This is a genomic window from Streptomyces geranii (assembly GCF_002954775.1).
In the GTDB taxonomy this organism is placed as follows: domain Bacteria; phylum Actinomycetota; class Actinomycetes; order Streptomycetales; family Streptomycetaceae; genus Streptomyces; species Streptomyces geranii.
The window spans coordinates 15,410-38,288 of record NZ_PJME01000014.1 but is presented as its reverse complement, the minus strand read 5'-3'; the positions used below and the strand labels follow the sequence as shown (position 1 = coordinate 38,288).

Below are 22,879 nucleotides of genomic sequence, written 5' to 3'. Positions count from 1 at the left end.
ATACTTCGGCGTTCGGTATCTCGGTATCCGCTCGTAACTTCGAACAAAACCGTAATTTTGGAGTGTTCGCACGTCAATGGCCCGCCTGTCCAACGATCGTTCCGCCGCCTCCAACGATCGTTGGATTTTCCTGGTGCGGAGGGGTCCGGGCACGTAAGGTCGGCCCGTGAGTGAGAACCTTCCGGACCCCCTCTCGAACACCCTCGCGCTCCTCGACGAGCGCATCGCCGACGCCCGTCTCGATCGCGCCGAAGTCCTCGACGTACGAGGACTGTCGGCCCGTACCGCGCTCACCGAGGGCGAGATCCAGGCCCTGCTGGCCGGGGACGCGCAGGCGGCGGCCGACGACATCGAGGGCCGCATCCGGCGCCGGGTGCGCACGCTGCACGAGACGCGGCTCGCGGCGAACGGCAGAAAGCGCGCCGAGGTCTGCAAGGAGGTCGCGGACGCGCTGTCGATCAGCCCCGAGTGGGCGCGTCAGCTGCTCCTCGGCAAGAAGATGCCGAACGTCCCCGATCTCACCGCGCTCGCCGCGTACTTCGGCGTCGAGCAGGGCACCGGCTTCTTCACCGACCCCGCGCCGATCGTCCTGAACCGTGAACTCCGGCGGCTGCTCACGGAACTCGGCGGCGCCGAGGAGGGCCCACTGGTCCGGCTCGCGACCCGGCACGGCGTCGTCACCCTGGCCCTGCGCGGCCGGCGGCTGACCCCGCGCAAGCAGGAGGCCCTCGCGGTGATGCTCGAAGGGCTGCTGAGCGGCGCCGAGGAACCGGACGAGGAGTCGGAACGATGACGCCGAAACGGGGGACGCGGGCAACTGCGAGGGATGCGCTGGCGGCGCTGCTGCCCGCCCGGGCCGCGCACCGGCTGCGGACCCGGGGTGCGATGCGCGACCTCACGGGCGCGCTCACCACCGCGCTGCGGAAGCAGGAGCGGGACCGGGTTCGAGAGCGGGATCGAGAGCGGGATCGAGAGCGGGACAACGGCCCTTCCGGGGTGCGGGAGTTGTGCCGGGCCCTGTGCGAGGAGATGAGCGAGCGGCGCGGGCGGCGGGTCGAGCTGCGTTTCGAGCGGTTCCCGGACGAGATCGAAGTCACCGGTCTGTGGGTGGAGTTCCACGACTTCGACCTCGTGATCGTCGAGGAGCGCGCCGAGGCCGTGCAGCAACTCGTCATCCTGGGCCACGAGTTGTGGCATCTGCACGCCGGGCACTGTCACCACCACAGCGTCGGCGCGACCGCCGCCCGTGTCCTCGCCGACGAACAGTGGGCGCAGGGGCCGGATCTGGCGCTCACCGTCGCCGCCCGCAACGGCTCCCGCGAGGCCGAGGAGGCCGACGCCGAGGAGTTCGGGCACCGGCTCGCCACCGTCTTCCGGCCGTGGGTGGCGGGCCGTACGGCGAGTCCGGGCAGCAGCGGGGTGCAGGCCTCCCTGGGGTATCGCGGCCGGGGAAGCGGAAACGCCCGGCGATGAACCCCCTCGGCTCCGGTTCCGGCTCCGGCTTCCTGGGCGAGCCGTACTCCGTCCTCGTGTTCGGGACACCGATCGCGGTGCTGACCGCCGCCCTGGTGTTCAAGCTGCCCAGCATCGTCAGGCTGTGGCGCGATCCGCTGCGGCGGGCGGTCGGCGGGCTGCTGCTACTCGCCTGCGGCATCTTCGTCTTCGCGGCGCCGCCGGTCATCGCCTGGGTCAACCGGGCCACCGGCGTGCCCAACCTCGCGGCGCCGCTGGTCTACAGCATCATCGTCGCGTTCTGCGGGGCGAGCCTGCTGCTGATGATCGCCTGGCGCGGGGGCCTGGCCGGGCCGTCGGGCGGATCGGCCCGGGCGCGGTGCGCGATGCGCTGGGTCGCCGTCGGCCACGCGGGCGTGATCCTCACGCTGTGGACGCTGTTCGGGCTCGCCGACGTACCCGTGGAGCGCCGCCGGGACCTGGACACGTACTACGCCCGGACGCCCTTCATGCGTGAGCTGATCGTGCTCTACCTGCTCGCGCACACCACGTCCTGCGTGCTGACGTACCGGCTGATCCGCGACTGGATCCACACCGCCGGGCTCGACGTGTGGCTGCGCCGGGGCCTCAGGTCCCTGGCCGTCGGCTACGCCGCCAACCTGGTGTTCGACGCGGCGAAGGGCACGGCCGTGGCCGCCCGCTGGACCGGCCACGACCTCGACCCGCTCTCCACCGAACTGGCCCCGGCCGCAGGGGGGTTCGCCGCCGTCCTGATCGCCACGGGGTTCGTGCTGCCGCACGCCGGCCAGTACCTGCGCGACCGCTGGCAGCTCCGCCGCGCCCATCTGCGGCTCGGTCCGCTGTACGAGCTGCTGCGCACCGCCACCGGCAAGGGCGTCCCCTTCTCGCTGCGGGCCACCCCGGAGCTGCGGCTGACCCGCAGGGAGACGTTCATCCGCGACGCCCTGCTCCAGCTCTCCCGCCACTTCGACGGGGAACTGCGGCGACGGGCCTACGGGGCCGCGCTTGACCTGGGCTGCGGACCGGGCCGGGCGCGGGCGCTGGCGGCGGCGGTGACGATCCGGGAGGCGATCGAGGCGCGGGCCGGGTCCCGGCCGCCCAGGCCCCAAGTCCCGGACCACGGAACGGACTTGCCCACGGATCTGCTCACGGACCTGCTCCAGGGCATCGAGTCCGTGTCGCGGGTCCTGAGTCACCCCGATGAGATCGAGGCGGTGCGCACCCTCGCGACCGCCCCAGCAGAGAGCCTGCACGTATATGAGTGATCAACCGTCCCCTGTCAGATCCGCCGTCGTGCTCGGTGGATCGCTCGCCGGGCTGCTCGCGGCCCGTGCCCTGGTCGAGTTCGCCGACCGCGTGACCGTCGTGGAGCGTGACGTCCTGCCGGACGGCCCGGAGCCGCGCCGCAACCTCCCGCAGGCCAGGCACGTGCACATGCTGTGGTCAGGGGGTGCCCGCGCCGTCGAGGAACTGGTGCCGGGCGCGGGCGAGTTGCTCCTGGACGCCGGTGCGCACCGGCTGGCGGTCACGACGGACATGGTCGCGCTGGCACCGCAGGGCTGGTTCCGGCGCTGGCAGGAGTCGCACCACGTCCTGCTGAGCGGCAGGGACCTGCTGGACGCGACGCTCCGCGCCCAGATCCTGGACGACGACCGGATCAAACTGGTCGAGCACGCCGAGGTGTTGGGCCTCAAGGGCACCGACGAGGCCGTCACCGGCGTCCGGTTGCGGAGCCGCGACGGCAGCAGCCGCACCCTGCACGCCGACCTGGTCGTCGACGCCACCGGACGTGCCTCGCGTGCCCCGCACTGGCTGCGCGAACTGGGCCTGCCCGAACCGGCCCGCCGGGTGGTCGACTCCGGGCTGGTGTACGCGAGCCGGATGTACCGGGCGCCCGAACCGGCCAGGCACGGCTTCCCGGTGGTCAACGTCCAGGCGGACCCGAGGGCGGGCGGTCCGGGCCGCGCGGGCGTGCTGATGCCGATCGAGGACGGCTGCTGGCTGGTCTCCCTGTCCGGCACCCGGGGCGGTGAACCCCCTTCCGACAGCGGCGAGTTCACCCGCTTCGCACGCGAGAAACTGCGCCACCCGGTGATCGCCGACCTGCTCGCGGGCGCCGAGCCCCTGACGGAGGTCTCCGTCACCCGTACGACGTCGAACCGGCGGCACTACTACGAACGCATGCCGGTCTGGCCCGAGAACTTCACCGTCCTCGGCGACGCGCTCGCCGCGTACAACCCGATCTACGGCCACGGCATGTCGGTCGCGGCCCAGAGCGCCGTGGCGCTACGGGATGTGATCCGCCGTCAGGGCTGGGGCTCGCCGGGGCTGTCCCGTCGTGTCCAGAAGGCGGTGGCCGGTCCGGTCGCGGCGGCCTGGGACCTGGCGACCAGCCAGGACATCTTCTACCCCGGCGCCACCGAGCAGGGCCCGACGGTTCGGGACCGGCTGCTGGCGGCGTACGTGGGCCGGCTGATGCGCACGGCCACCGGCAACGGCCGTATCGCACGCCGGGTCACCGACGTGACGTCGCTGGAGCGGGGCTCGGAGGTGCTGCTCGCGCCGAGCGTGCTCCTCGCGGCGGCGATCGGCCCGCTCAAACCACCGTTGAGCGGGCCGCCGTTGCGGCCGGAGGAGTGGAAGGCCGCCTCGGAGTAGGCGAGTCGGGGGAGTTCGGGGGGAGTTCAGCCCGTGAACGCGGGCTGGGCAACCCCCTTGCCCGCGCCCGGTACGACGAGCAGCGAGCCCGACATCGGGTGCGGGGCGGACAGGCCCACGCGGGCCGTGGTGATGTACAGGTCCGTGAGGTCCGCACCGCCGAAGGCACAGGCCGTCGGGCGGACCGTGGGGAGCGTGATCGTACGGTCGAGGGCGCCGGAGGGCGTGTAGCGGCGGACCGCTCCGCCGTCCCAGAGGGCGACCCAGACGCAGCCGTCCGCGTCGACCGTGAGGCCGTCGGGGAAGCCCGCGCCCTCTTCGATGACCGCCAACTGACGCCGGTTGGTGACACTTTGACCGTCGGCGGACACGTCGAAGACGTCCACGCGGCGGGTCGGGGAGTCGATGTAGTACATGAGCCGGCCGTCCGGGCTCCAGCCGGTGCCGTTGCTGACCGCGACGTCGTCCAGGACGGTCGTGACCTCGCCGTCGCCGGTGAGCCGGGAGAGGGTGCCGCCGCCCGGGGCCTCGTCGTAGCGCATCGTGCCCGCCCAGAGCGAGCCGTCGGGGGCCACGGCCGCGTCGTTGGCGCGGCGGCCGGGAGTCGGGTCGTGGTGCAGCCAGCGGAAGCCGGTGGCTGCGTCCTCCCCGTCGTACAGGGCGACTCCGTCGCGCAGGTTCAGGACCAGGCCGCCGCCCGTGCGGGGCTTGGCGGCGCCCACGTGCTGTTCCGTCGCCGTGACCGTGCGGCGGTCCGTCGCCGGGTCGTAGGTGTTGACGCGGGAGCCGAGGATGTCGATCCAGATGAGACGGGACCTCGCCGCGTCCCAGGTGGGGCCCTCACCGAGGGTCGCCTGCGCCTGGACGGCCACTTCGAGCCCGGGTTCGTACGTCGTCATGCCACGCTCCGGTGACCGAGGCGCTCGGAGAGTTCCGCGGCGCCCTTGGCGGCGAGCTGTTCCAGCTCCGAACGGTGGTCGTCGCTCCAGCGGATCATCGGGACGGAGATCGACAGCGCGGCGACCACCCGGCCCGTCCGGTCGTGCACCGGCGCGGCGACACAGCTCACGTCCGGGTTCGACTCCCGGTTCTCCACGGCGACGCCCCGGCGGCGGATCTCCGCGAGGGCCTCGCGCAGGGCCGCCGGGTCGGTGATGCTGTTCGGCGTCATCCCGGTGAGGGGAACGTTGTCGGGGACGCGGGCGCTCAGCTCGTGGTCGGGGAGCGAGGCCAGCAGCATCTTGCCGACGGAGGTGCAGTGGGCGGGTAGGCGGCGCCCGGCGGCCGACACCATCCGTACCGCGTGGGTGGAGTCCACCTTGGCGATGTAGATGACGTCCGTGCCTTCGAGGATGGCCACGTGCACCGTCTCGTCGCAGGTCTCGGCGACGGACCTGGCCACCTGCTGGCCCTCCGCCGCGAGGTCGAGCTGCTCGGCGTAACGGCTGCCGAGCTGGTACGGGCGTACGCCCAGGCGGTAGCGGCCCGGCTGGCCGGGGACCTGCACAATGTACGAACGGGCGGCGAGCGTCGTCACCAGTTCGTGCACGGTGGTGCGCGGCAGCTGGAGCCGGCGCACTATGTCCGGGGCGGAGAGCGTGCCGTCTCCGTCCAGGAAGAGCTCAAGGATGTCGAGAGCCCGGGTCACGGCAGGTACGAGGCGTCCCATGACGGCCCCCTCTGTTTTTTATTGCTTTTCGGTGACGACAGCGATGGTGGCGTTCGAGATTTCAACACGCGGTCGGCATGACGAACAGAGCACAGGCTAACCACTAGGTCCCGGGCGGGCAATGGGCGTGCGGGGTACGAGAACATGGTCCGCATGTTCACGGTGAGCGACTTCCAGCTGGTGCTGCTGCGCCGCATGGCCGACCACAACCCGGACCTGGTGGAGGACGCCCGCCATGAACTGGGCGTCTCGCTCGCGGACATGCGCGAGGCGAACAAGCGCTGGCAGGCGATGCTCCGCTCCCCCCGAGCCCGCGCCGCCGCCTCCCGCTACCGCTCGGTCCTGGGCACCCCCGAGTCGGTGACACCCCGCAGGATCGGCGACCTGGAGTGCGAGTCCTGGCTGTGGCCGGTCCCGCTCTGGCCCGACCTGCGCTTCGAGGTGCTCGTGGCAGCGAACGGCGTCGCCTGGAACGAGTGGCTGGTACGAGCCCCGGGCGCCCCCTCCCCCGCCCTGACCACCCTGGCCGACCTCCACCCCTGGACCTGCACGGTCGACGAGGTAGCCCGAGCCTTCGCCCCGGCCCGCCCCCTGGAGGGCACGGCCCCGACCCGCTGGGGCCTGTCGTTCACAGCGCCGGACGGGACGGGGACGAGACGGGAGTGCGCGGCGGAGTTCACGTGGGGCCTGCTGCAGAGAGTGGAGGTGAGGGAAGCGCCCTAAAGGGGCGCGGGGAACTGCGCGACCAGCCACGACGAGCCGGCAGCCGACACACCACAGCCCCTCCCGCCCCCTTAGTCGACAGCAGCCCGCAGAACCGCCTCAACAACCCCCACCACAGACCCCGGATGCAGATCGAGAAACAGATTGGGCTCGATCAACTCCAGCTCCATGACCAGAGGTTCACCCCCCTCACCGACCACAAGGTCCACACGCGCGTACAGCAACCCGGAGTTACCCGGCACAACAGCCAACGCCCTCTCCGCGAGAGCAAGCTCCGCCGGGGTCGGGTCCCACACGGTGAGGTCGGGATGCGCGACCTTGTCCGCGTCGTACGCCGTGCCAGGAGCCAGCACCGCCCCCTTGCGGCTGGCGTGCAGCAGCCGCCCCCCGAAGAACTGCAGGGCACGCTCCCCGGTGACGTCGATGCTCCCGACGTACGGCTGCACCATCGCGGTGAACCCCTCGGCGTGCATGCGCGCGAGATGCCGTACCGCCGTCTCCCGGTCCGCGGGGGTGTAGCGGGCGGCGTACCGGGCGCCCGCGCCTGATGTCGGCTTGACGACGTACTCGCGGTCGTCGGGCAGGTCGGGGGCGTCGCCGGGGGCGAGGTAGGTGGTGGGGACCGTGGGGACACCGGCGGCGGCCAGCTCGCCGAGGTACCGCTTGTCCATGTTCCAGCGCAGGACATCGACCGGGTTCGCGACCCGGGTGGCCTTCCCGACCCGATCCAGCCAGCCCGCGAACTCCTCCGCGCGCCAGGTGTAGTCCCAGGTGGAGCGGACCAGGGCGAGATCGTAGGACGCCCAGTCGATGTCGGTGTCGTCCCAGTACACGGCGTCCGTGTCGGCGCCGGCCGCCGTCAGCGCCTCCACCAGGACCGGGAAGTCACGGTCCTTGCTGGGCTCCGGACGGGGGTCGTAGGTGACGACGGCGATGCGGACCACGGGGACTCCCTCGGTAAGGCGGGCTGCAGAGCGTGCTGTAAGGCGCGTACTGCCATTTCACCACTGTTGTTGGTATCGAATGAAGATTAACCGGTGCTTGACCTTCACCTTCGGGGAAGCCCCAGCATCGGTGGCGGAACGAGGAAGCGAGGTACTCCATGACACGGCCGGAGAAACCGGAGCTGTCGGAGAAGCCGGAGACGCCGGAGACGCCGGAGACGCTGACGATCGGGGCGTTCGCGAGGGCGTGCAGGCTGTCGCCGAAGGCGCTGCGGCTGTACGACGAGCTGGACCTGCTCCGTCCCGCCCGCGTCGACCCCGACACCGGTTACCGCTACTACGCGGCCGAGCAGCTGGAGCAGGCCCGGCTGGTGGCCTGGCTGCGCCGGCTGGGGATGCCGTTGGCCCGTATCCGCGAGGTGGGGGCCATGGAACCGCCGGCCGCCGCCCAGGAGATCCGCGCCTTCTGGGCCCGGGTCGAGGCGGAGACGGCGACCCGGCGGGACCTCGCCATGTTCCTCGTCGACCACCTCTCGACACCACCGAGGAAGGACACCCCACCCATGACAGGCACCGAACTGCTCGAACTGCGTTACGCCGCCCGCACCGACATCGGTCTGGTCCGGGCCGCCAACCAGGACACCGCGTACGCCGGTTCCCGGGTCCTGGCCGTCGCCGACGGCTTCGGCCCCGAGGGCGCACAGGCCGGCACGGCGGCCGTGGCGGCGCTGAAGTTCCTGGACACGGAACCGCTGCCGACCGCGGGCAGCATCCTGAACCTCCTGGAGGACGCGGTCCAGGGCGCCGCCCAGGCGGTCAGGGACATCGCCGGTCCGACGGGAACGGAGGGCGAGAACGAGGTCGGCACGACGCTGACGGCGATGGTGTGGACGGGCTCGCGCCTGGCCCTCGTACACATCGGGGACAGCCGCGCCTACCTGCTCCGGGACGGCGAACTGTTCCTGATCACCCACGACCACACCCTCGTCCAGTCGATGATCGACGAGGGCAGCCTGACCCCCGAGGAGGCGGCGACGCATCCCCAACGCACCCTGCTCCGCAAGGCGTTGACCAGCACCCCGGCCACCCCGGACCTGCGCCTGCACGACACACACCCCGACGACCGTTACCTCCTCTGCTCGGACGGTCTGACCAGGGCGGTGCCGGACACGACGATCCGCCACGTCCTCACCACGATCCCGGACCCGGACGCGGCGACGGCCGCGCTGATCGCGGCGGCGAACGCGAACGGGGGCCCGGACAACGTGAGTTGTGTGGTGGCCGATGTGGTGCGGGCGGGCTGACTACGGCTCGACGATGTGCCGTAGATAGGCCTGCGGGTCGGCGAGATAGCGGCGCCAGTGATCCACGACGCCGAGTTCCTGCCAGGCGACCCTCCGCATGCCGTGCTCGCCCACCTCGACGATGTCCGCGCCCGGCAGTGCGGTCAGCAGCGGGGAGTGCGTGGCGCAGATGACCTGGCCGCCCTCCTTGGTCAACCGGTCGATGTGGCCGATCAGTTCGAGGCAGGAGGAGAAGGAGAGCGCCGCCTCGGGCTCGTCGAGGACATAGAGCCCGGCGTGCAGGAACTTGCCGCGGAACGCCGCGAGGAATCCCTCACCGTGGCTGCGCGACTCCGGCGAGAACCCCTCCCGGTCCAGGGCGTCCAGCGCGGTCTCGGCCCGCAGGAAGAACCCCTTGCGGGCCGACCAGCTGGTGACCATACGGCGCCCACGCGCGGCGGCGTCGAACCGCACCCGCTCGCCGAGCACCGACTTGGCCCGCGGGGAGGCGTAACGCCAGTCGTGGGAGCCGCCGTAGGAGTCCAGACCGAACCCCTCCGCCAGCGCTTCGACGAGAGTCGACTTCCCCGAACCGTTCTCACCGACCAGGAAGGTCACGGGTGCGGTGAAGCGCAGCCCTTCGTCGAGCAACTGCCGGACGCAGGGCACCGACCAGGGCCAGGTGTCCTCGTCGTACGAGGAGAGATGGGCATACGCGCGTTCGACGATCACCGGACCAGTGTCGCGCAGGGCTCGGACGGATGTACGTGCCGTCCGAGCCCTCGCGGTGCCCGGCTGGGGGTGACAGTCGCCGCTACACCTGATCGACTGGCGTGACGATCGACGACCAAAGGAGTACGACAGCCGTGTCCTCCCTCTTTCCCGGCCTGACCGGCGGCCCGACCGGTACCCCGGACGAGCGGCCCGCCCTCCGCTTCGGTGAGCGCTCGCTGACGTACGCCGAGCTGGCCGCCACCGCCGGAGCCCTCGCCGGGCGGATCTCCGGGGTGGGCGGCGGCTCCGGCCGGGTCGCGGTGTGGGCGACGCCGACGCTGGAGACGGCCGTGGGTGTCGTCGCCGCACTGCTGGCCGGGGTGCCCGCGGTGCCGCTCAACCCGAAGTCGGGCGAGAGCGAGCTGGGGCACATCCTCAAGGACAGCTCACCGGCGCTCGTGCTCGCCGGGCCGGGTGAGCAACTCCCGTCCGCCTTCGGTTCGTTGGAGCGCGTTGATGTGGAGGTGGGTACGTCCGGGGCGGAGACCGTGCCCGCCGAAGCCCCAGATCCCAAGCCCAAGCCCAAGCCCGATCTCGATCCCGAGTCCCCCGCCCTGATCGTCTACACCTCCGGCACCACCGGCCCGCCCAAGGGCGCCGTCATCCCGCGCCGGGCCATCGCCACGACCCTGGACGCGCTCGCCGACGCCTGGCAGTGGACCTCCGAGGACGTGCTGGTGCACGGGCTTCCGCTCTTTCATGTGCACGGGCTGATTCTCGGCATCCTCGGCCCGCTGCGGCGCGGCGGCTCGGTGCGGCATCTCGGGCGGTTCAGCACGGAGGGCGTGACCCGGGAGCTGACCGACGGGGCGACCATGCTGTTCGGCGTACCGACGATGTACCACCGGATCGCGGAGACCCTCCCCGGCGACCCGGACCTCGCCGGGGCACTCGGCCGGGCCCGCCTCCTCGTCTCCGGTTCGGCGGCGCTGCCCGTCCACGACCACGAGCGGATCACGGCCGCGACCGGCCGACGGGTCGTGGAGCGCTACGGCATGACCGAGACCCTGATGAACACGAGCGTCCGTGCGGACGGCGAGCCGCGCGCGGGCACGGTCGGCGTACCGCTGCCGGGCGTCGAGGTGCGGCTCGTCGAGGAGGACGGGGCGCCCATCACGGCGTACGACGGCGAGACCGTGGGCGAGATCCAGGTGCGCGGGCCGAACCTGTTCACCGAGTACCTGAACCGGCCGGACGCCACCGCCGCCGCCTTCACGGCCGACGGCTGGTTCCGCACCGGCGACATGGCGGTGCGCGATCCCGACGGGTACGTCCGTATCGTCGGCCGGAAGGCCACCGACCTGATCAAGAGCGGGGGTTACAAGATCGGCGCGGGTGAGATCGAGAACGCGCTGCTTGAGCACCCGGGGGTGCGCGAGGCGGCGGTGACCGGGGAGCCGGACGCCGACCTGGGCGAGCGGATCGTCGCCTGGATCGTGCCCGCCGATCCCCAATTGCCTCCGGACGCCGAGGAGTTGGCGAACCATGTCGCCGGTCGGCTCGCCCCGCACAAACGCCCACGGGTCGTGCGCTACTTGGACGCCCTCCCGCGCAACGACATGGGGAAGATCATGAAGCGGGCCCTGCCCGGTGACTGACCAGACCCCCGGACGCCGTTCCGCCCGCGAGATCGTCGACCTCGTCTGCGACAGCTCGACCTTCACCGAACTCCCCTACCCGGTACGGGAGTCCAAGACCGACGGCCCCCTCGCCTGGCAGGGTTACGACGCCTCCCGCGCCCGCGCCGCCGCCCGCACCGGCGAGGAGGAGTCGGTCGTCTGCGGCACCGCGCGCATCGGCGGCACCCCGGCCCTCCTGATCGTCTTCGAGTTCGGCTTCCTCGGCGGCTCCCTGGGCGAACGCACCGGAGACCGCCTGGAGTCGGCGTACGAACACGCCCGCTCCCACCGCCTCCCCGTCGTCCCGCTCGTCGCGACAGGCGGCAGCCGGATACAGGAGGGCATGCTCGCACTCACCCAACTCCAGCGCGTGGCAAGGCAGTCGGTGCTCACGCGGGAGGCGGGCCTCCCCCAGATCGCGGTCCTCCGCGACCCGACGACCGGCGGCGGCTGGGCAACCCTGGGCGCGGGCGCCGACATCGTGCTCGCACTCCCCGGCGCCCAGGTGGGCTTCGCGGGTTCCCGGGTCCGACCACCGGACGCGGACCCGACGGCGTACACGGCGGAGGCCCAGGTGACGGCGGGCGCGGCGGACGCGGTCGTACGGCCGGAGGCGCTCAGGGAGACGCTGGCACTGTGGCTGCGGCTGCTGAGCACGGGCACGGGCACGGCAACGGCAGGCGGTGGAACAGGCGGGACGGCGGGCACAGCCGATACGGCGAGTACGGCGGGTGCAGCCGATTCGACGGCTAGGGCGGGCGCAGCCGGTACGACGGGCACAGCAGGTGCAACCGGTACAACGGGCACGGCGAGTGCAGCCGGTACGACGGGCACAGCGGGCGCAGGCGGCTCCCCGGAGTTGGCGGAAGCCGCCCCACCTCCCGCGCTCCCCGGCGCCACCACCCCCCTCCCCACCACCGGCTGGGACGCGGTGCAGCGTGCCCGCTCCCCCCAACGCCCCCGCGCCGACGCCTACTTGGACGCCTACTTCGCCCACCGTGTCGCGATCAGCGGCGACCGCTGCGGCGGGACCGACGCCGGGATGGCGTGCGGGTTCGGCGAGAGTGCGGCGGACGGGCGGACCGTCGCGTACGCCGCCCAGCTCGGCACCGCCACCCGTCCCGCCGGCTATCGCACCGCCGCCCGGCTGATCCGGCTCGCGGACCGGCTCGGCATCCCGGTGCTGACCCTGGTCGACACCCCGGGCGCCGCCAACGACGCGGACGCCGAGCGCGAGGGCGCGGGCGCCGCCATCGCGGATCTGTTCGGCGCGGTCGCCGCAGCCCGTACGCCGGTGACCACCCTCCTGATCGGCGAGGGCGGCTCGGGCGGCGCCCTGGCGCTGGCCGCCCCCGGAAACACCTGGGCCACCCCGGACAGCTACTTCTCCGTCATCGCCCCGGAACTGGCGGCGGCCATCCTCAAGCGGCCGGAGGACGAGGTGGAGGCGACGGCCGACCAGCTCCGGATCCGGCCGCAGGACCTGGTGGAGCTGGGCGTGGTACGCGGCATCACAGGAATAGACGACTCAGGACCCGGCGGCTCGGGACCTTGGTCCTGATTGCGACATAACGGATAAATTACCCATACGGCGGCACCCCACCCGGCCCCCTACAACAGGCGCCCCCTCCCCCACCCCCCGCACGATGCCAGTGGAGGCCCGCCGACCGGCGGGCCCGTACGGTCTGCGCTCTCGGGAGGATCTGCCATGACCGTCAGTCTGGAACAGATGCGCCGCTGCCATTTCGCCGTCGACCTCGGGGCCGCGCGGACCCGCGTCTACGTCAAGGGGGCGGGGCTGGTCGTCGACCAGCCGTCCGTCGCCGCCGTGAACACCAAGACCGGCGCGCTGATCGCGGTCGGGGAGTTCGCCGAGAAGATGACGGGACGTACGCCGCACTACATCCGCGTCGTACGGCCCGTGTCCGGCGGAACGGTCGTCGACATCGAGATGGCGCAGCGCATGCTGCGGCACCTGATCGGCGACAAGGTACGGCGCACGCTGCGCCGCAAGCCCTTCCTGCGGGCCGCCGCCTGCTACCCGCACGACGCCGACCCGCTCGCCCAGCGCGCCGCCATCGAGACGCTCGTCGGACTCGGCGCCCGGCGCGTGGAGCTGGTAGACACGCTCATCGCCGCCGCCGTGGGCTGCGGACTGCCCGTCGAGCAGCCCGAGGCGACCATGGTCATGGTGTGCGGGGCCGCCGCCACCCAGCTCGCCGTGCTCTCCCTCGGCTCGATCGTGACCGCCGAGCGCATCCCGGTCGGCGGCGAGGCCGTGGACCACGCGATCGTGCAGCATCTCCGGCATCAGCACGAGCTGATGCTGCCGAGCCAGTCGGTACGCCCGCTGCAGCTCGCCCTCTCCGGCAACGGCCTCACCGCGCAGGGCCCGTCGTCCACCGAGATCCACGGCCGCGATGTCGCCACCGGGCTCGCCCGTTCCGTCCAGGTCGACACCGCCGCCGTACGCGACGCCATCCAGACGCCGCTGACCGCCGTGCTCGACGGGATCGGCAAGGTGCTGCGGGACTGCCCGCCCGACCTGGTGGCCGACCTCGCCGACCGCGGGATCATGATGGTCGGCGGCAGCGCGCTGCTCCCCGGCCTCGACCAGATGCTCCGCGAGGCCACGGGCATGCCGGTGCACATCGCCGAACGGCCGGACGTGTGCGCGGTGCAGGGCCTCGGGTACATGCTGGAGGGCAAGATCGAGCCGCTGGTCCTGGACCCGCTGGCCACCTGAGCCGACCACCGCACCTCCACCCACATGCCGGGCGACGCGCCGCCTCCCCCTTCTCCTCCTCCCCCTCCGCTTCCGCCCCGCCTCGAAGCCGTGCTCGGCATCGGTACCGATCTCGAACTGCGCACCACGCTCCAGCACATCGTGGACGGCGCCGCCGAGTTGACCGGTGCCCGGTACGCGGGGCTCGGGATGACCGACCCCGGGCCCGACGGACTCGTCGAGATCCGCAAGGCCGATCTGGCGCGCGCGGAGCGGGAGGGCATCGCCGTCCTCGACGTGCCGATCCCGGTGGCGGGCGGGGAGTTCGGGCGGCTGTATCTCGCCGAGAAGCGGGACGGCGGCCAGTTCACCGACTCCGACCGGCAGTTGCTGAGCGTGCTGGCCGCACAGGCCGGGATCGCGATCGGCAACGCCCGGCTGTACGAGACCGCACGGCAGCGCGAGCGCTGGATCGAGGGCGCCGCCGCAGTCACCACCGCGCTGCTCACCGGCGGGGCCGACGACGACGCGCTGCTCACGGTCGCGGACCGCGCCCGGTTCCTCGCCGACGCCGCCGCCGGTGTCATCCTGCAGCCGACGGACGAGGGCGGCATGGAGATCGTGACCGCCGCCACGCTCGACGCCCCCGGCGGCGATCCCCGTACCGGTGGCGGTGAGGGTGACGGTGACATCGTCGGGACCACCATCGCGCCCGGGAGCCCGGTACTCGTCCAACTCCTCGGCGGGGAGCCGGTGTTCGTCGACGACTCGGCGACCGACCCGCGCATGACGACCCCGGTACGGCACCGGTTCGGGCCGAGCATGCTGCTGCCGTTGCAGGCCGAGGGGCGACTGATCGGCACGCTCGCGCTGCCGCGCCGGCGCGGAGACCGCCCGTACACCGACACGGAACGGCTGCTGGCGACACAGTTCGCCTCGCAGGCCGCCCTCGCGCTCGTCCTCGCCGAGGCCCGGCGCAGGCAGGCCCGGCTCGCGGTGTACGAGGACCGCGACCGGATCGCCCGCGACCTGCACGATCTCGTCGTCCAACGGCTGTTCGCCACCGGCATGATGCTGGAGTCCACCCAGCGCCGGGCCGGGTCGGACGAACGGGTGCGCGAGATCCTCGGGCGGGCGGTCGACGAACTCCAGGCCACGGTCCAGGAGGTCCGTACGACCATCTTCGCCCTCCAGCAGCCGCCGGCCGACGCGCCGACGAGCCTGCGCGGCAGGGTACTTCGGGAGACGGCCGGTGCGGCGGCGGTGCTCGGCCGCCGGCCGTCCGTGCACTTCACCGGCCCCGTCGAGCACCGCATCCCGCCTCCGGTGGCGGCCCGACTCCTCACTGCGCTGCGCCGGGCGCTCGCCTCCGCCGTACGCCGCCCCGGGGTCACCCGCGTCGAGATCACGGTCGACGCGACGGCGGTTCTGCCGGACGGACGGGACGGCGTACGGCTGACGGTCCACGACGACGGTGGCGGCACCGGCGATGACGCTCCGGGCGAACACGCGGGGACGACGGCGACCTGGCAGACACCGCTCGAAGACGGCACTCTGGGGTGATGTGACGGAACGTCGACGCGGAGGAGCAGCCAGTGACGGACACTGACACGCGTAACGGCACGCTCATCGGCACTCGCATCAGCGCGTGCATCGACACGGGAATGGACACCGGCACCGGCACGGGAGCGCGCGCCGCCTCGCGCGTCCGTACCCGGATCGGCGTGACGGGACATCGCTCGATCCCCGCCGCCGTCCTGCCCGCCATCCGGACGGGCATCCGCCGACTCCTGCCCGGCGACGAGGAGTTGGAGGCGCTGAGCAGCCTCGCGGCCGGCGCCGACCAGCTGTTCGCGGACATCGCGCTGGAGCGCGGCATCCCGCTCACGGCAGTGATCCCCGGCATGGACTACGAGGCCCACCTCGGCGACGCCGACACCCGCGCCTCGTACCGCCGCCTCCTCAACTCCTGCCGCAGGCGCGTGAATCTGCCCGTCGAGGCGACCCACGAGGAGGCCTACTTCGCGGCGGGCCGCTGGATCGTCGACCACGCCGACCGGCTGGTAGCGGTATGGGACGGACTGCCTGCGCGGGGCCTCGGCGGCACCGGGGACGTGGTGGCGTACGCGCGGCGCACGGGGGTTCCGGTGACGGTGCTGTGGCGACCGGGGACGCTACGGTCCTGATCCGCCGACCCGCCCAACCCCTCAAGCCCTCGACCCATCAAGCCCCCGGCCCTGTCGGCCCCCGGCCGCCACCGCCACCTCAGCCCCTTGAGCAGCGTCAGCCGCCTCAGCCGCCTCAGCCGCCGAACCGCACCACCCAGTCGGTGTGCTGGGGCGACACCAGCCGCTCGGCGTCCTCCACCGCCTGCGCCCAGTTCGCCTCCGTCACGGTCCTGGTCATCGTGATGCGCAGCATGTCGAGATCGTCCTTGATGAGCCCGTACGCGTAAGCCAATGGCCGGTGCCTGCGCACCTCCTGCCACGCCACGCCCGCCGCCGCGGCGGCACTGAGCAGTCCGGTGAGATCCCAGCCCTCGACCACCCCGAAGGCCCTCAGACCGGCGGACACCAGGGCGAGGAAGGTCAGTACAGCGGTGACGTACGACCAGTGCACGGACGAACGGTGGGTCAGGGCGGCCTTGTTGCAGTGCCAGACGAACTGTTCGAGGAGGCGGTCACGGAGATAGATGTCCCGTCGCGCCTCGAACGGCTTGGCGCGTACGGCCCGCATGGCCGGGGTGATCTGGGCGATCCCCCGGGCCCGGCTGCCTTGCCGCGATTCGTCGACCCACCCGACCTTCCGGAGTTCCGCGAGCCGCCCTTCGAGCCGCTCCGCGAACAGCCCGTCGGGATCGGCGACCCCGGAGTGGAAGGGGCCGCCGTGCACCATGTACTGCCAGGCCAGCGACTTGAGCAGCTCGGCGACGTCCCGGTGGGCCCGCCAGTGGGCCCGGGCCCGGCGCCGGGTGATGTGCAGGCCCACGCCGATCGCGGCGGCGTACAGCAGAAGGGCCAGCACCGCTGGGACATGGCTGTCGAGGCGTTCCGCGACCTGGGCGGCGCCGGTGGCCATCAGCAGGGTGACGAGTTGGGTGCGCACCGCGCGAAACGATTCTCCCTGGCGGGCGAGCGCGCGGTGATCACTTATCCGGAAGAGCGGTGGGAGATCACTGTCGCTCAAAGTGACACTTGGTCCTGGAGTTCCGGTATACATGGCTCCCCCGAGCTTGCAATAAGTTCCGCGTGAATCTCCTACCATGATGACCTGGCACGCCGAACTGCTGAATGGGAGCGACGAGATCACTATGCACAAGAGCACCCAGAGCCGTCTCGAATGCACCGACTCCCAACCGAAGCGGCGGCGTCACGCCCCGCTCGTCTCCGCGCTCTGACCGGAATCCAGCCATCCCAACCACGGCAAAGCACATCGCTTGCGATCACTGCTAATTCTGTTGCACAGGCCTCTTCCTGAGGCCCTCCGGGAATTCGACGCGAAGCGGGCCCCGGAATACCGGGTCGCGTCCGGATATCGCCGTCGAATGACGTGAAACCAACGACACGCACGGTCGGCTCGTCAACAGGCAGGGGGGCGTGTGAACACACTCGCACGGGATCATGGGCCGGACAACCGGCCCTATTTCTTCCTGAGTTACGCGCACACACCGGCCTGGGGATCGGGCGGGGGCGATCCCGACCGCTGGGTGCGCATGCTGTTCACGGATCTGTGCGACCACATCATGGCGCTGACCGATCTGCCCGCGGGCGCCGTGGGGTTCATGGACCGGGAGATGCGTTCCGGGGACGGCTGGCCGGAGAAGCTCAGCGAGAACCTCGCCGCCTGCCGGGTGTTCGTGCCGTTGTTCTCGCCGCGCTACTTCACGAGCGAGATGTGCGGGCGGGAGTGGTTCGCGTTCAACGAGCGCATCCTGCACGCCCGGAACATGGGAGCCGGTGACGTGCCCGCCATCGTCCCGGCCATGTGGACGCACGTCGACTACGGCCAACTCCCGGACTCCGTAAGGCACATCCACTTCGACCAGGCCGCCTACGGGGACCGGTACGCGACGCACGGGATCTACGGGCTGATCAAGCTGAAGCGGCTGCGCGACGAGTACGAGGAGATCGTGCTCGACCTCGCCCAGCGGATCGTGCGGGTCGCCGAGGACTCACCGCTGCCTGCCGTACGGCCCAGGCCGTACGAGTCCACACCCAGCGCGTTCAAACCGCGCGGCGAGGGCCCCCGCCGTATCCATCTGACCGTGGCGGCGCCGACCCGGGACAGCATCCCGGCGCATCGGGACAAGCGCCCTTACGGAGAGGACGCGCAGGACTGGAACCCGTACCACTCCGAGAGCACCCGGCCGCTGCCCGCCCTCGCCGAGGAGCTGATCCGGTCGCTGGACTACCGGATCACGATCTCCTCCTTCGACGACGAGGACCACGGCAGGCACGGCGGCGGCAGCGCCACGAACCCTGCGGACGGCGACATCGAGAAGGCGCCGCCCGGGCGGCCCGGCATCCTGCTCATCGACCGGTGGGCGCTCACCGATGAGGAACGCCGGTACCGGCTGCGGGCGTTCGACCTCGGCGCCCGCCCCTGGGTCAGCGCGATCATCCCCTGGAACCGGGCGGACCTTCAGTGCCACAGCGAGGAGGGCCGGCAGCTGACCACCGAGCTGGAACTCACGCTGCCGCTGATCCTCGACCGGGGCAGACGGACCGACTGCCGGATCGCCGTCAACGGTGTGTCGAGCCTCAAGGCCTTCACCGACATCCTCCCGACCGTCGTGGCGCATACGACCCAGCAGTACCTCAAGCACGCCGTGGCCCACCCGCCCGCCGGCCCGTATGTGCCCCGGCCCCGGCTGATGGACCCCACCCACCCGCCGGCTCCGGAGGCGGAACCCGGCAACGGAGGAGAAGGAGAAGCATGACGGCCGTGCGGGACGGACGGATCATCACCTTCTACTCGTACAAGGGGGGCACGGGCCGCACGATGGCCCTGGCCAACACCGCGTGGATCCTGGCCGCGGGCGGCAAACGCGTCCTGGCCGTCGACTGGGACCTGGAGGCGCCCGGGCTGCACCGCTTCTTCCATCCGTTCCTGGACTCCGACGCGTTGGCCGCGACTCCCGGTGTCATCGACATCATCAGCGAGTACGCCTGGGCCGCGACCACCGGAACACAGCGCTCGGGCCCCTGGCACCTGGACTTCGCGAATGCCGAGCAGCACGCCGTGTCGCTCACTCCGGAGCGGCTGGGCCTTCGGTTCGCGGACGGCGGTTCACTCGACTTCCTCTCCGCGGGGCGTCAGGACCGCTCGTACACGGCGACGGTCTCGTCGTTCGAATGGGACAACTTCTACGAGCGGCTCGGCGGCGGGATCTTCCTGGACGCGCTGCGCGACAGCATGAAGGCGTCGTACGACTACGTGCTCATCGACAGCCGGACCGGGCTGTCCGACACCGCCGACATCTGCACCCTTCAGCTGCCGGACGTCCTCGTGGACTGCTTCACCCTCAGCGACCAGTCGATGGACGGCGCCGCCGCCGTGGCCCGCAGCGTCCAGGCCGGTTACCGTCGGCGCCTGATCCGGGTGCTCCCCGTACCGATGCGCATCGACGAGGGCGAGAAGGAGAAGGCCGACGCCGGGCGGGCGCTGGCCCGGCTGAGGTTCGACGGGCTGCCGACGCATCTCGACGGCAGCCGGCTGAGCCCCGAGGAACTGACCGCGTACTGGGGCAACGTCGAGATCCCCTACCGCCCCTACTACGCCTACGAGGAGACCCTCGCCACCGTCGGCGACGAGAGCGGCATCGCCAACTCGCTGCTGTCCGCGTTCGAACGGCTCACCGCGGTGATCTCGGAAGGCAGGGTGACCTCGCTGCCGCGCGTCCCCGAACCGGTACGGCAGCGCTGCCGCGACGCGTTCACCCGGCGCCGGCCGACGACCACCACGCTGGACGTCGTCGTCGTGTACGCCGCCGAGAACCGCATGTGGGCGGACTGGATCGAGGCCGTGCTGAAGCGCTCCGGCTGCAATGTACTGCCGCATGACATCTCGACTGGCCCCGTCGACCGCCCGGGCACCTCGACCCGCACCCTCGTCCTGCTGTCGAACGCCTTCCAGAAATCCCGGTACGCGGACACGGTCTGGCACGCCCCGACCGGTTCCGGCACCGACACCGGCACCGAAACCGAAGTGGCCGTCCCGCCCGGCACGGTGGTGGCGCTCAGAGTCGACGAGGCCCGGCCGCGGCCCACCGCCCACCTCTACCACGACCCGGTCGACCTGCACCGGCTCGACGAGGCATCGAGTCTCCGCGCACTGCTCGGCGCCGTCGGTCTGCCGGGACAGACCGCCGACCCCGGATCCAGCGGTCCGCGCTTCCCCGAATCGACCCCGGCGATCTGGAACGCGCCCCAGCGCAACACCTCGTTCACCGGCCGCAGCACCGTCCTCGACCAGGTCCGCGACCTGCTCGGCAGCGATACGGCCGCGACGGCTCGGCAGCCACTCGCGCTGTTCGGCCTCGGCGGGGTCGGCAAGACCCAGGTCGCCGTCGAGTACGCGCACCGGTTCATGGCCGACTACGACCTGGTCTGGTGGGTCCCGGCCGAGCACGAGGACGACGTGACCGCCTCCCTCGCCGAACTCGGCGCCCGCATCGGCGCACCTGGGGGCGACGACCTGACACTGGCCGGTCAGGAAGCCGTACAGATGCTCGCCCGGGGCCTGCCGACGAAGCGGTGGCTCCTCGTGTTCGACAACGCCGAAGAGCCGGCGTCACTGGCCCGCCACATCCCACAGGGCAGCGGGCATGTCCTGGTCACCTCCCGCGACCAGGCCTGGGCGCGGCTGGGGGCATCCATCCCGATAGAGGTGTTCCTCCGCGAGGAGAGCGTCACGCACCTCACCCAGCGGGCCCCGGGTCTCAGCTTCGAAGAGGCCGACCTGGTCGCGCAGGCGGTGGGCGACCTGCCCCTCGCGGTCGAGCAAACGGCGGCCTGGCTCGCCGAGACGGCCACCCCGGTCGACGAGTACCTGCGTCTGCTCGCCGACCGGACCACCGACGTACTTGCCCTCAACCAGCCCGTCGACTACCCGCACTCGGTGGCCGCCGCCTGGAACGTCTCCATCGCCCGGCTCAGGGAAAGCTCCCCCGCGTCCGTACGGCTGCTCCAGCTGTGCGCCTTTCTCGCCCCCGAGCCGATCTCCTCGCGCCTCCTCTACGGCAAGGAGATGATCAACGCCCTGCGGCCGTACGACGCCTCGCTCCAGGAGACTCTGCTGCTCGGGCGGGTCATCCGGGAGATCGGCCGGTTCGCGCTCGCCAAGGTCGACCAGGTCAGCGGCAGCATCCAGGTGCACCGGCTGGTGCAGGCGGTGATCCGCGCCCAGCTGACGGAGGAGGAGCAGCAGGAGGCCCGGCACGTCGTCCACACGGTGCTGGCCGGAGCCCGCCCGGATGGCGACGAACCGACCGACGATCCGGAGAACTGGCCGCGCTTCGCGGTCGTCTGGCCGCACCTCGCCCCCTCCGACGCCCGCGACTGCGTCGACCCCGCACCCCGCCGGCTGCTCATCGACCGGATCCGCTACCTCTGGAAGCGCGGCGACTTCCCCGGCGCCCAGCGCCGCGCCGAGGAACTCCTCGCCCACTGGAAGGAGTCGCTCGGCGAGGACGACGTCCAGTACCTCTATCTGCGCTGCCAGCTGGCCAGCGTCCTGCGCTCGCAGGGACACTATCTGGAGGCCCGCGACATGGACGCCGGGACGCTGGAACGCCAGCGCCAGGTCCTCGGTACGTCCCATCCGCACACCTACGTCACCACCTCCAGTCTCGCCAGCGACCTCGCCGCCCTCGGTGACTACAGGTCCGCGGTGGACCTCGCGCGCGAGGCGCACGACGGGTTCGCCCAGATCTTCCACGAGTCGCACCGCCGCACCCTGAGCGCCGCCAACAACCTGGCGCTCGCGCTGCGCATGGTCGGCCGCTACAGCGACGCCCGTGCCGTGGACCAGGACACCCTGGACCGCCGCAAGGAAGTCCTCGGCCCCGACCACCCCTACACCCTGGCCTCCGCCGAACGCCTCGGCCGCGACCTGCGCGAGGTCGGCCGCTACGCCGACTCCGTCGCCCTGTTGTCCCGGACGTACGACGCGTGCAAACGCCTCCTCGGCAAGGAGTTCCCGGGCACCCTGCGCTGCGCCAAGTCGCTGGCCGTGTCGCTCCGCCGGGCGGGCCGGTTCGAGGACGCCCGCCGACTCACCACGGCGACCCGCGCCCACTACCTCGCCCAGTACCCCGACCCGACCCCGGACTCGCTGGCCTGCGACCTCAACCTCGCCGCCGACCTGTTCGCGGCCGACGAGCGCGAGGAGGCCCGCCGGGTCGCCGGGGAGGTGCTGGCGGAGTACAGGAGGGTGCCGGGCGAGGCCCACCCGTACACCCAGGCCGCGCTCAACAACCTGGGCATCTACCACTGGGGATGCGGTGACATCGCCCTCGCGCAGGAGGCGTTCCACCAAGCGGGCCCGCGCATGGCGGAGCTGCTGGGCGAGCAGCATCCGTACACCCTCGTCTGCGCCATGAACCAAGCCAACGTCCTCGCGGACCAGGGCCAGTTGGAGGAGGCACGCATCCTGGAGGGACACGCCGTGGACAGCCTGAGCGGCATCCTCGGCCAGCACCATCCGGTGGTCCTGGCCGCAGCCGCCAACTTCGCCCTCACCCTTACAGCCCTCGGCCGCGAGAGCGAGGCCCGCCGCATCCGCGAAAGCGCCCTCAAGGAACTACCAAGGCTGCTCGGCGAGGAGAACGACGTCACCCGCCGGGCAACAACAGGAAAACGCGTCTACCACGACCTGGAACCCCTGACGATCTGACAACCGACACTCCCCACCCACCGACCTCCCCTTCACCCACTCACCCCAGCCCCCGCCCCCAGCCCGTCCGGCGCCTGAGGACAAGCGCGTCCAGCGCGACAGCGGGGGTCTGGGGG

Annotated in this window: 19 protein-coding genes; 14 read left to right on the top strand and 5 right to left on the bottom strand. The window is 71.7% G+C overall.

Annotated features, from left to right (window positions below; translation table 11 throughout):
• Positions 1-166 precede the first annotated feature (166 nt).
• The 4 genes from CW359_RS20200 to CW359_RS20185 are packed head-to-tail and all read left to right on the top strand — an operon-like array spanning position 167 to position 4,131.
• Positions 167-793, top strand: a complete 627-nt coding sequence (locus tag CW359_RS20200) for a transcriptional regulator (protein WP_105971384.1) — start codon at positions 167-169, stop codon at positions 791-793.
• Positions 790-1,473, top strand: a complete 684-nt coding sequence (locus CW359_RS20195; RefSeq protein WP_232838485.1) for a toxin-antitoxin system, toxin component family protein — start codon at positions 790-792, stop codon at positions 1,471-1,473. The genes CW359_RS20200 and CW359_RS20195 overlap by 4 nt, the downstream gene beginning before the upstream one ends.
• The gene (locus tag CW359_RS20190) at positions 1,470-2,738 is read left to right on the top strand and encodes an MAB_1171c family putative transporter (protein ID WP_105971382.1); all 1,269 of its coding nucleotides are present in this window, start codon (positions 1,470-1,472) and stop codon (positions 2,736-2,738) included. The genes CW359_RS20195 and CW359_RS20190 overlap by 4 nt, the downstream gene beginning before the upstream one ends.
• On the top strand, positions 2,731-4,131 hold the full coding sequence (locus tag CW359_RS20185; RefSeq protein WP_107503114.1) for an FAD-dependent monooxygenase: 1,401 nt from the start codon (positions 2,731-2,733) through the stop codon (positions 4,129-4,131). The genes CW359_RS20190 and CW359_RS20185 overlap by 8 nt, the downstream gene beginning before the upstream one ends.
• Before the next feature lie 26 nt (positions 4,132-4,157).
• Here CW359_RS20185 and CW359_RS20180 read toward each other — a convergent pair whose 3' ends face one another.
• Together CW359_RS20180 and CW359_RS20175 are read right to left on the bottom strand one after the other, a co-directional pair.
• Positions 4,158-5,030 (bottom strand): SMP-30/gluconolactonase/LRE family protein, encoded by an 873-nt coding sequence (locus CW359_RS20180; protein WP_105971381.1) that lies wholly within the window; start codon positions 5,028-5,030, stop codon positions 4,158-4,160.
• The gene (locus CW359_RS20175; protein ID WP_105971380.1) at positions 5,027-5,800 is read right to left on the bottom strand and encodes an IclR family transcriptional regulator; all 774 of its coding nucleotides are present in this window, start codon (positions 5,798-5,800) and stop codon (positions 5,027-5,029) included. Before CW359_RS20175 ends, CW359_RS20180 begins: the two co-directional genes overlap by 4 nt.
• A 144-nt stretch (positions 5,801-5,944) precedes the next feature.
• Between CW359_RS20175 and CW359_RS20170 the strand changes: the two genes are divergently transcribed.
• Positions 5,945-6,523 (top strand): hypothetical protein, encoded by a 579-nt coding sequence (locus tag CW359_RS20170; protein ID WP_105971379.1) that lies wholly within the window; start codon positions 5,945-5,947, stop codon positions 6,521-6,523.
• A 71-nt stretch (positions 6,524-6,594) separates the two neighbouring features.
• On the opposite strand, the gene CW359_RS20165 is transcribed toward CW359_RS20170, so the two are convergent.
• On the bottom strand, positions 6,595-7,467 hold the full coding sequence (locus CW359_RS20165) for an ATP-grasp domain-containing protein (protein ID WP_105971378.1): 873 nt from the start codon (positions 7,465-7,467) through the stop codon (positions 6,595-6,597).
• A 158-nt stretch (positions 7,468-7,625) separates the two neighbouring features.
• Here CW359_RS20165 and CW359_RS20160 point away from each other — a divergent pair, with 158 nt between their 5' ends.
• The gene (locus CW359_RS20160) at positions 7,626-8,771 is read left to right on the top strand and encodes a MerR family transcriptional regulator (RefSeq protein ID WP_105971377.1); all 1,146 of its coding nucleotides are present in this window, start codon (positions 7,626-7,628) and stop codon (positions 8,769-8,771) included.
• Here CW359_RS20160 and CW359_RS20155 read toward each other — a convergent pair whose 3' ends face one another.
• A complete protein-coding gene (locus CW359_RS20155) occupies positions 8,772-9,482 on the bottom strand; it encodes an AAA family ATPase (RefSeq protein ID WP_105971376.1) in 711 nt (236 codons plus the stop codon).
• Between the two features lie 134 nt (positions 9,483-9,616).
• Between CW359_RS20155 and CW359_RS20150 the strand changes: the two genes are divergently transcribed.
• From CW359_RS20150 to CW359_RS20130, 5 genes are all read left to right on the top strand, one after another.
• Positions 9,617-11,122, top strand: a complete 1,506-nt coding sequence (locus CW359_RS20150) for an acyl-CoA synthetase (protein WP_105971375.1) — start codon at positions 9,617-9,619, stop codon at positions 11,120-11,122.
• Positions 11,115-12,704 carry a carboxyl transferase domain-containing protein gene (locus CW359_RS20145; protein ID WP_232838484.1) on the top strand — a complete coding sequence of 530 codons (1,590 nt, stop codon included), beginning with the start codon at positions 11,115-11,117 and terminating at the stop codon, positions 12,702-12,704. Before CW359_RS20150 ends, CW359_RS20145 begins: the two co-directional genes overlap by 8 nt.
• A gap of 147 nt (positions 12,705-12,851) precedes the next feature.
• Positions 12,852-13,889: a rod shape-determining protein gene (gene mreB / locus CW359_RS20140; protein ID WP_105971374.1), complete on the top strand. Its 1,038-nt coding sequence runs from the start codon at positions 12,852-12,854 to the stop codon at positions 13,887-13,889.
• Positions 13,890-13,913: 24 nt separating this feature from the next.
• Positions 13,914-15,431 (top strand): sensor histidine kinase, encoded by a 1,518-nt coding sequence (locus CW359_RS20135; RefSeq protein WP_105971373.1) that lies wholly within the window; start codon positions 13,914-13,916, stop codon positions 15,429-15,431.
• Between the two features lie 101 nt (positions 15,432-15,532).
• Complete coding sequence (locus CW359_RS20130; RefSeq protein WP_105971566.1) at positions 15,533-16,054, top strand: hypothetical protein; 522 nt, start codon at positions 15,533-15,535, stop codon at positions 16,052-16,054.
• A 115-nt stretch (positions 16,055-16,169) separates the two neighbouring features.
• Here CW359_RS20130 and CW359_RS20125 read toward each other — a convergent pair whose 3' ends face one another.
• Positions 16,170-17,087 (bottom strand): DUF4231 domain-containing protein, encoded by a 918-nt coding sequence (locus CW359_RS20125; protein WP_105971372.1) that lies wholly within the window; start codon positions 17,085-17,087, stop codon positions 16,170-16,172.
• Positions 17,088-17,130: 43 nt separating this feature from the next.
• Between CW359_RS20125 and CW359_RS47135 the strand changes: the two genes are divergently transcribed.
• The 3 genes from CW359_RS47135 (at position 17,131) to fxsT (ending at position 22,763) form a co-directional block, all read left to right on the top strand.
• The gene (locus tag CW359_RS47135) at positions 17,131-17,265 is read left to right on the top strand and encodes a hypothetical protein (protein ID WP_269805603.1); all 135 of its coding nucleotides are present in this window, start codon (positions 17,131-17,133) and stop codon (positions 17,263-17,265) included.
• Between the two features lie 201 nt (positions 17,266-17,466).
• On the top strand, positions 17,467-18,807 hold the full coding sequence (locus CW359_RS20120) for a TIR-like protein FxsC (protein WP_232838483.1): 1,341 nt from the start codon (positions 17,467-17,469) through the stop codon (positions 18,805-18,807).
• Entirely contained in the window at positions 18,804-22,763 is a 3,960-nt protein-coding gene (gene fxsT, locus CW359_RS20115; protein ID WP_105971370.1) for an FxSxx-COOH system tetratricopeptide repeat protein, read from the top strand. Before CW359_RS20120 ends, fxsT begins: the two co-directional genes overlap by 4 nt.
• Positions 22,764-22,879 lie beyond the last annotated feature (116 nt).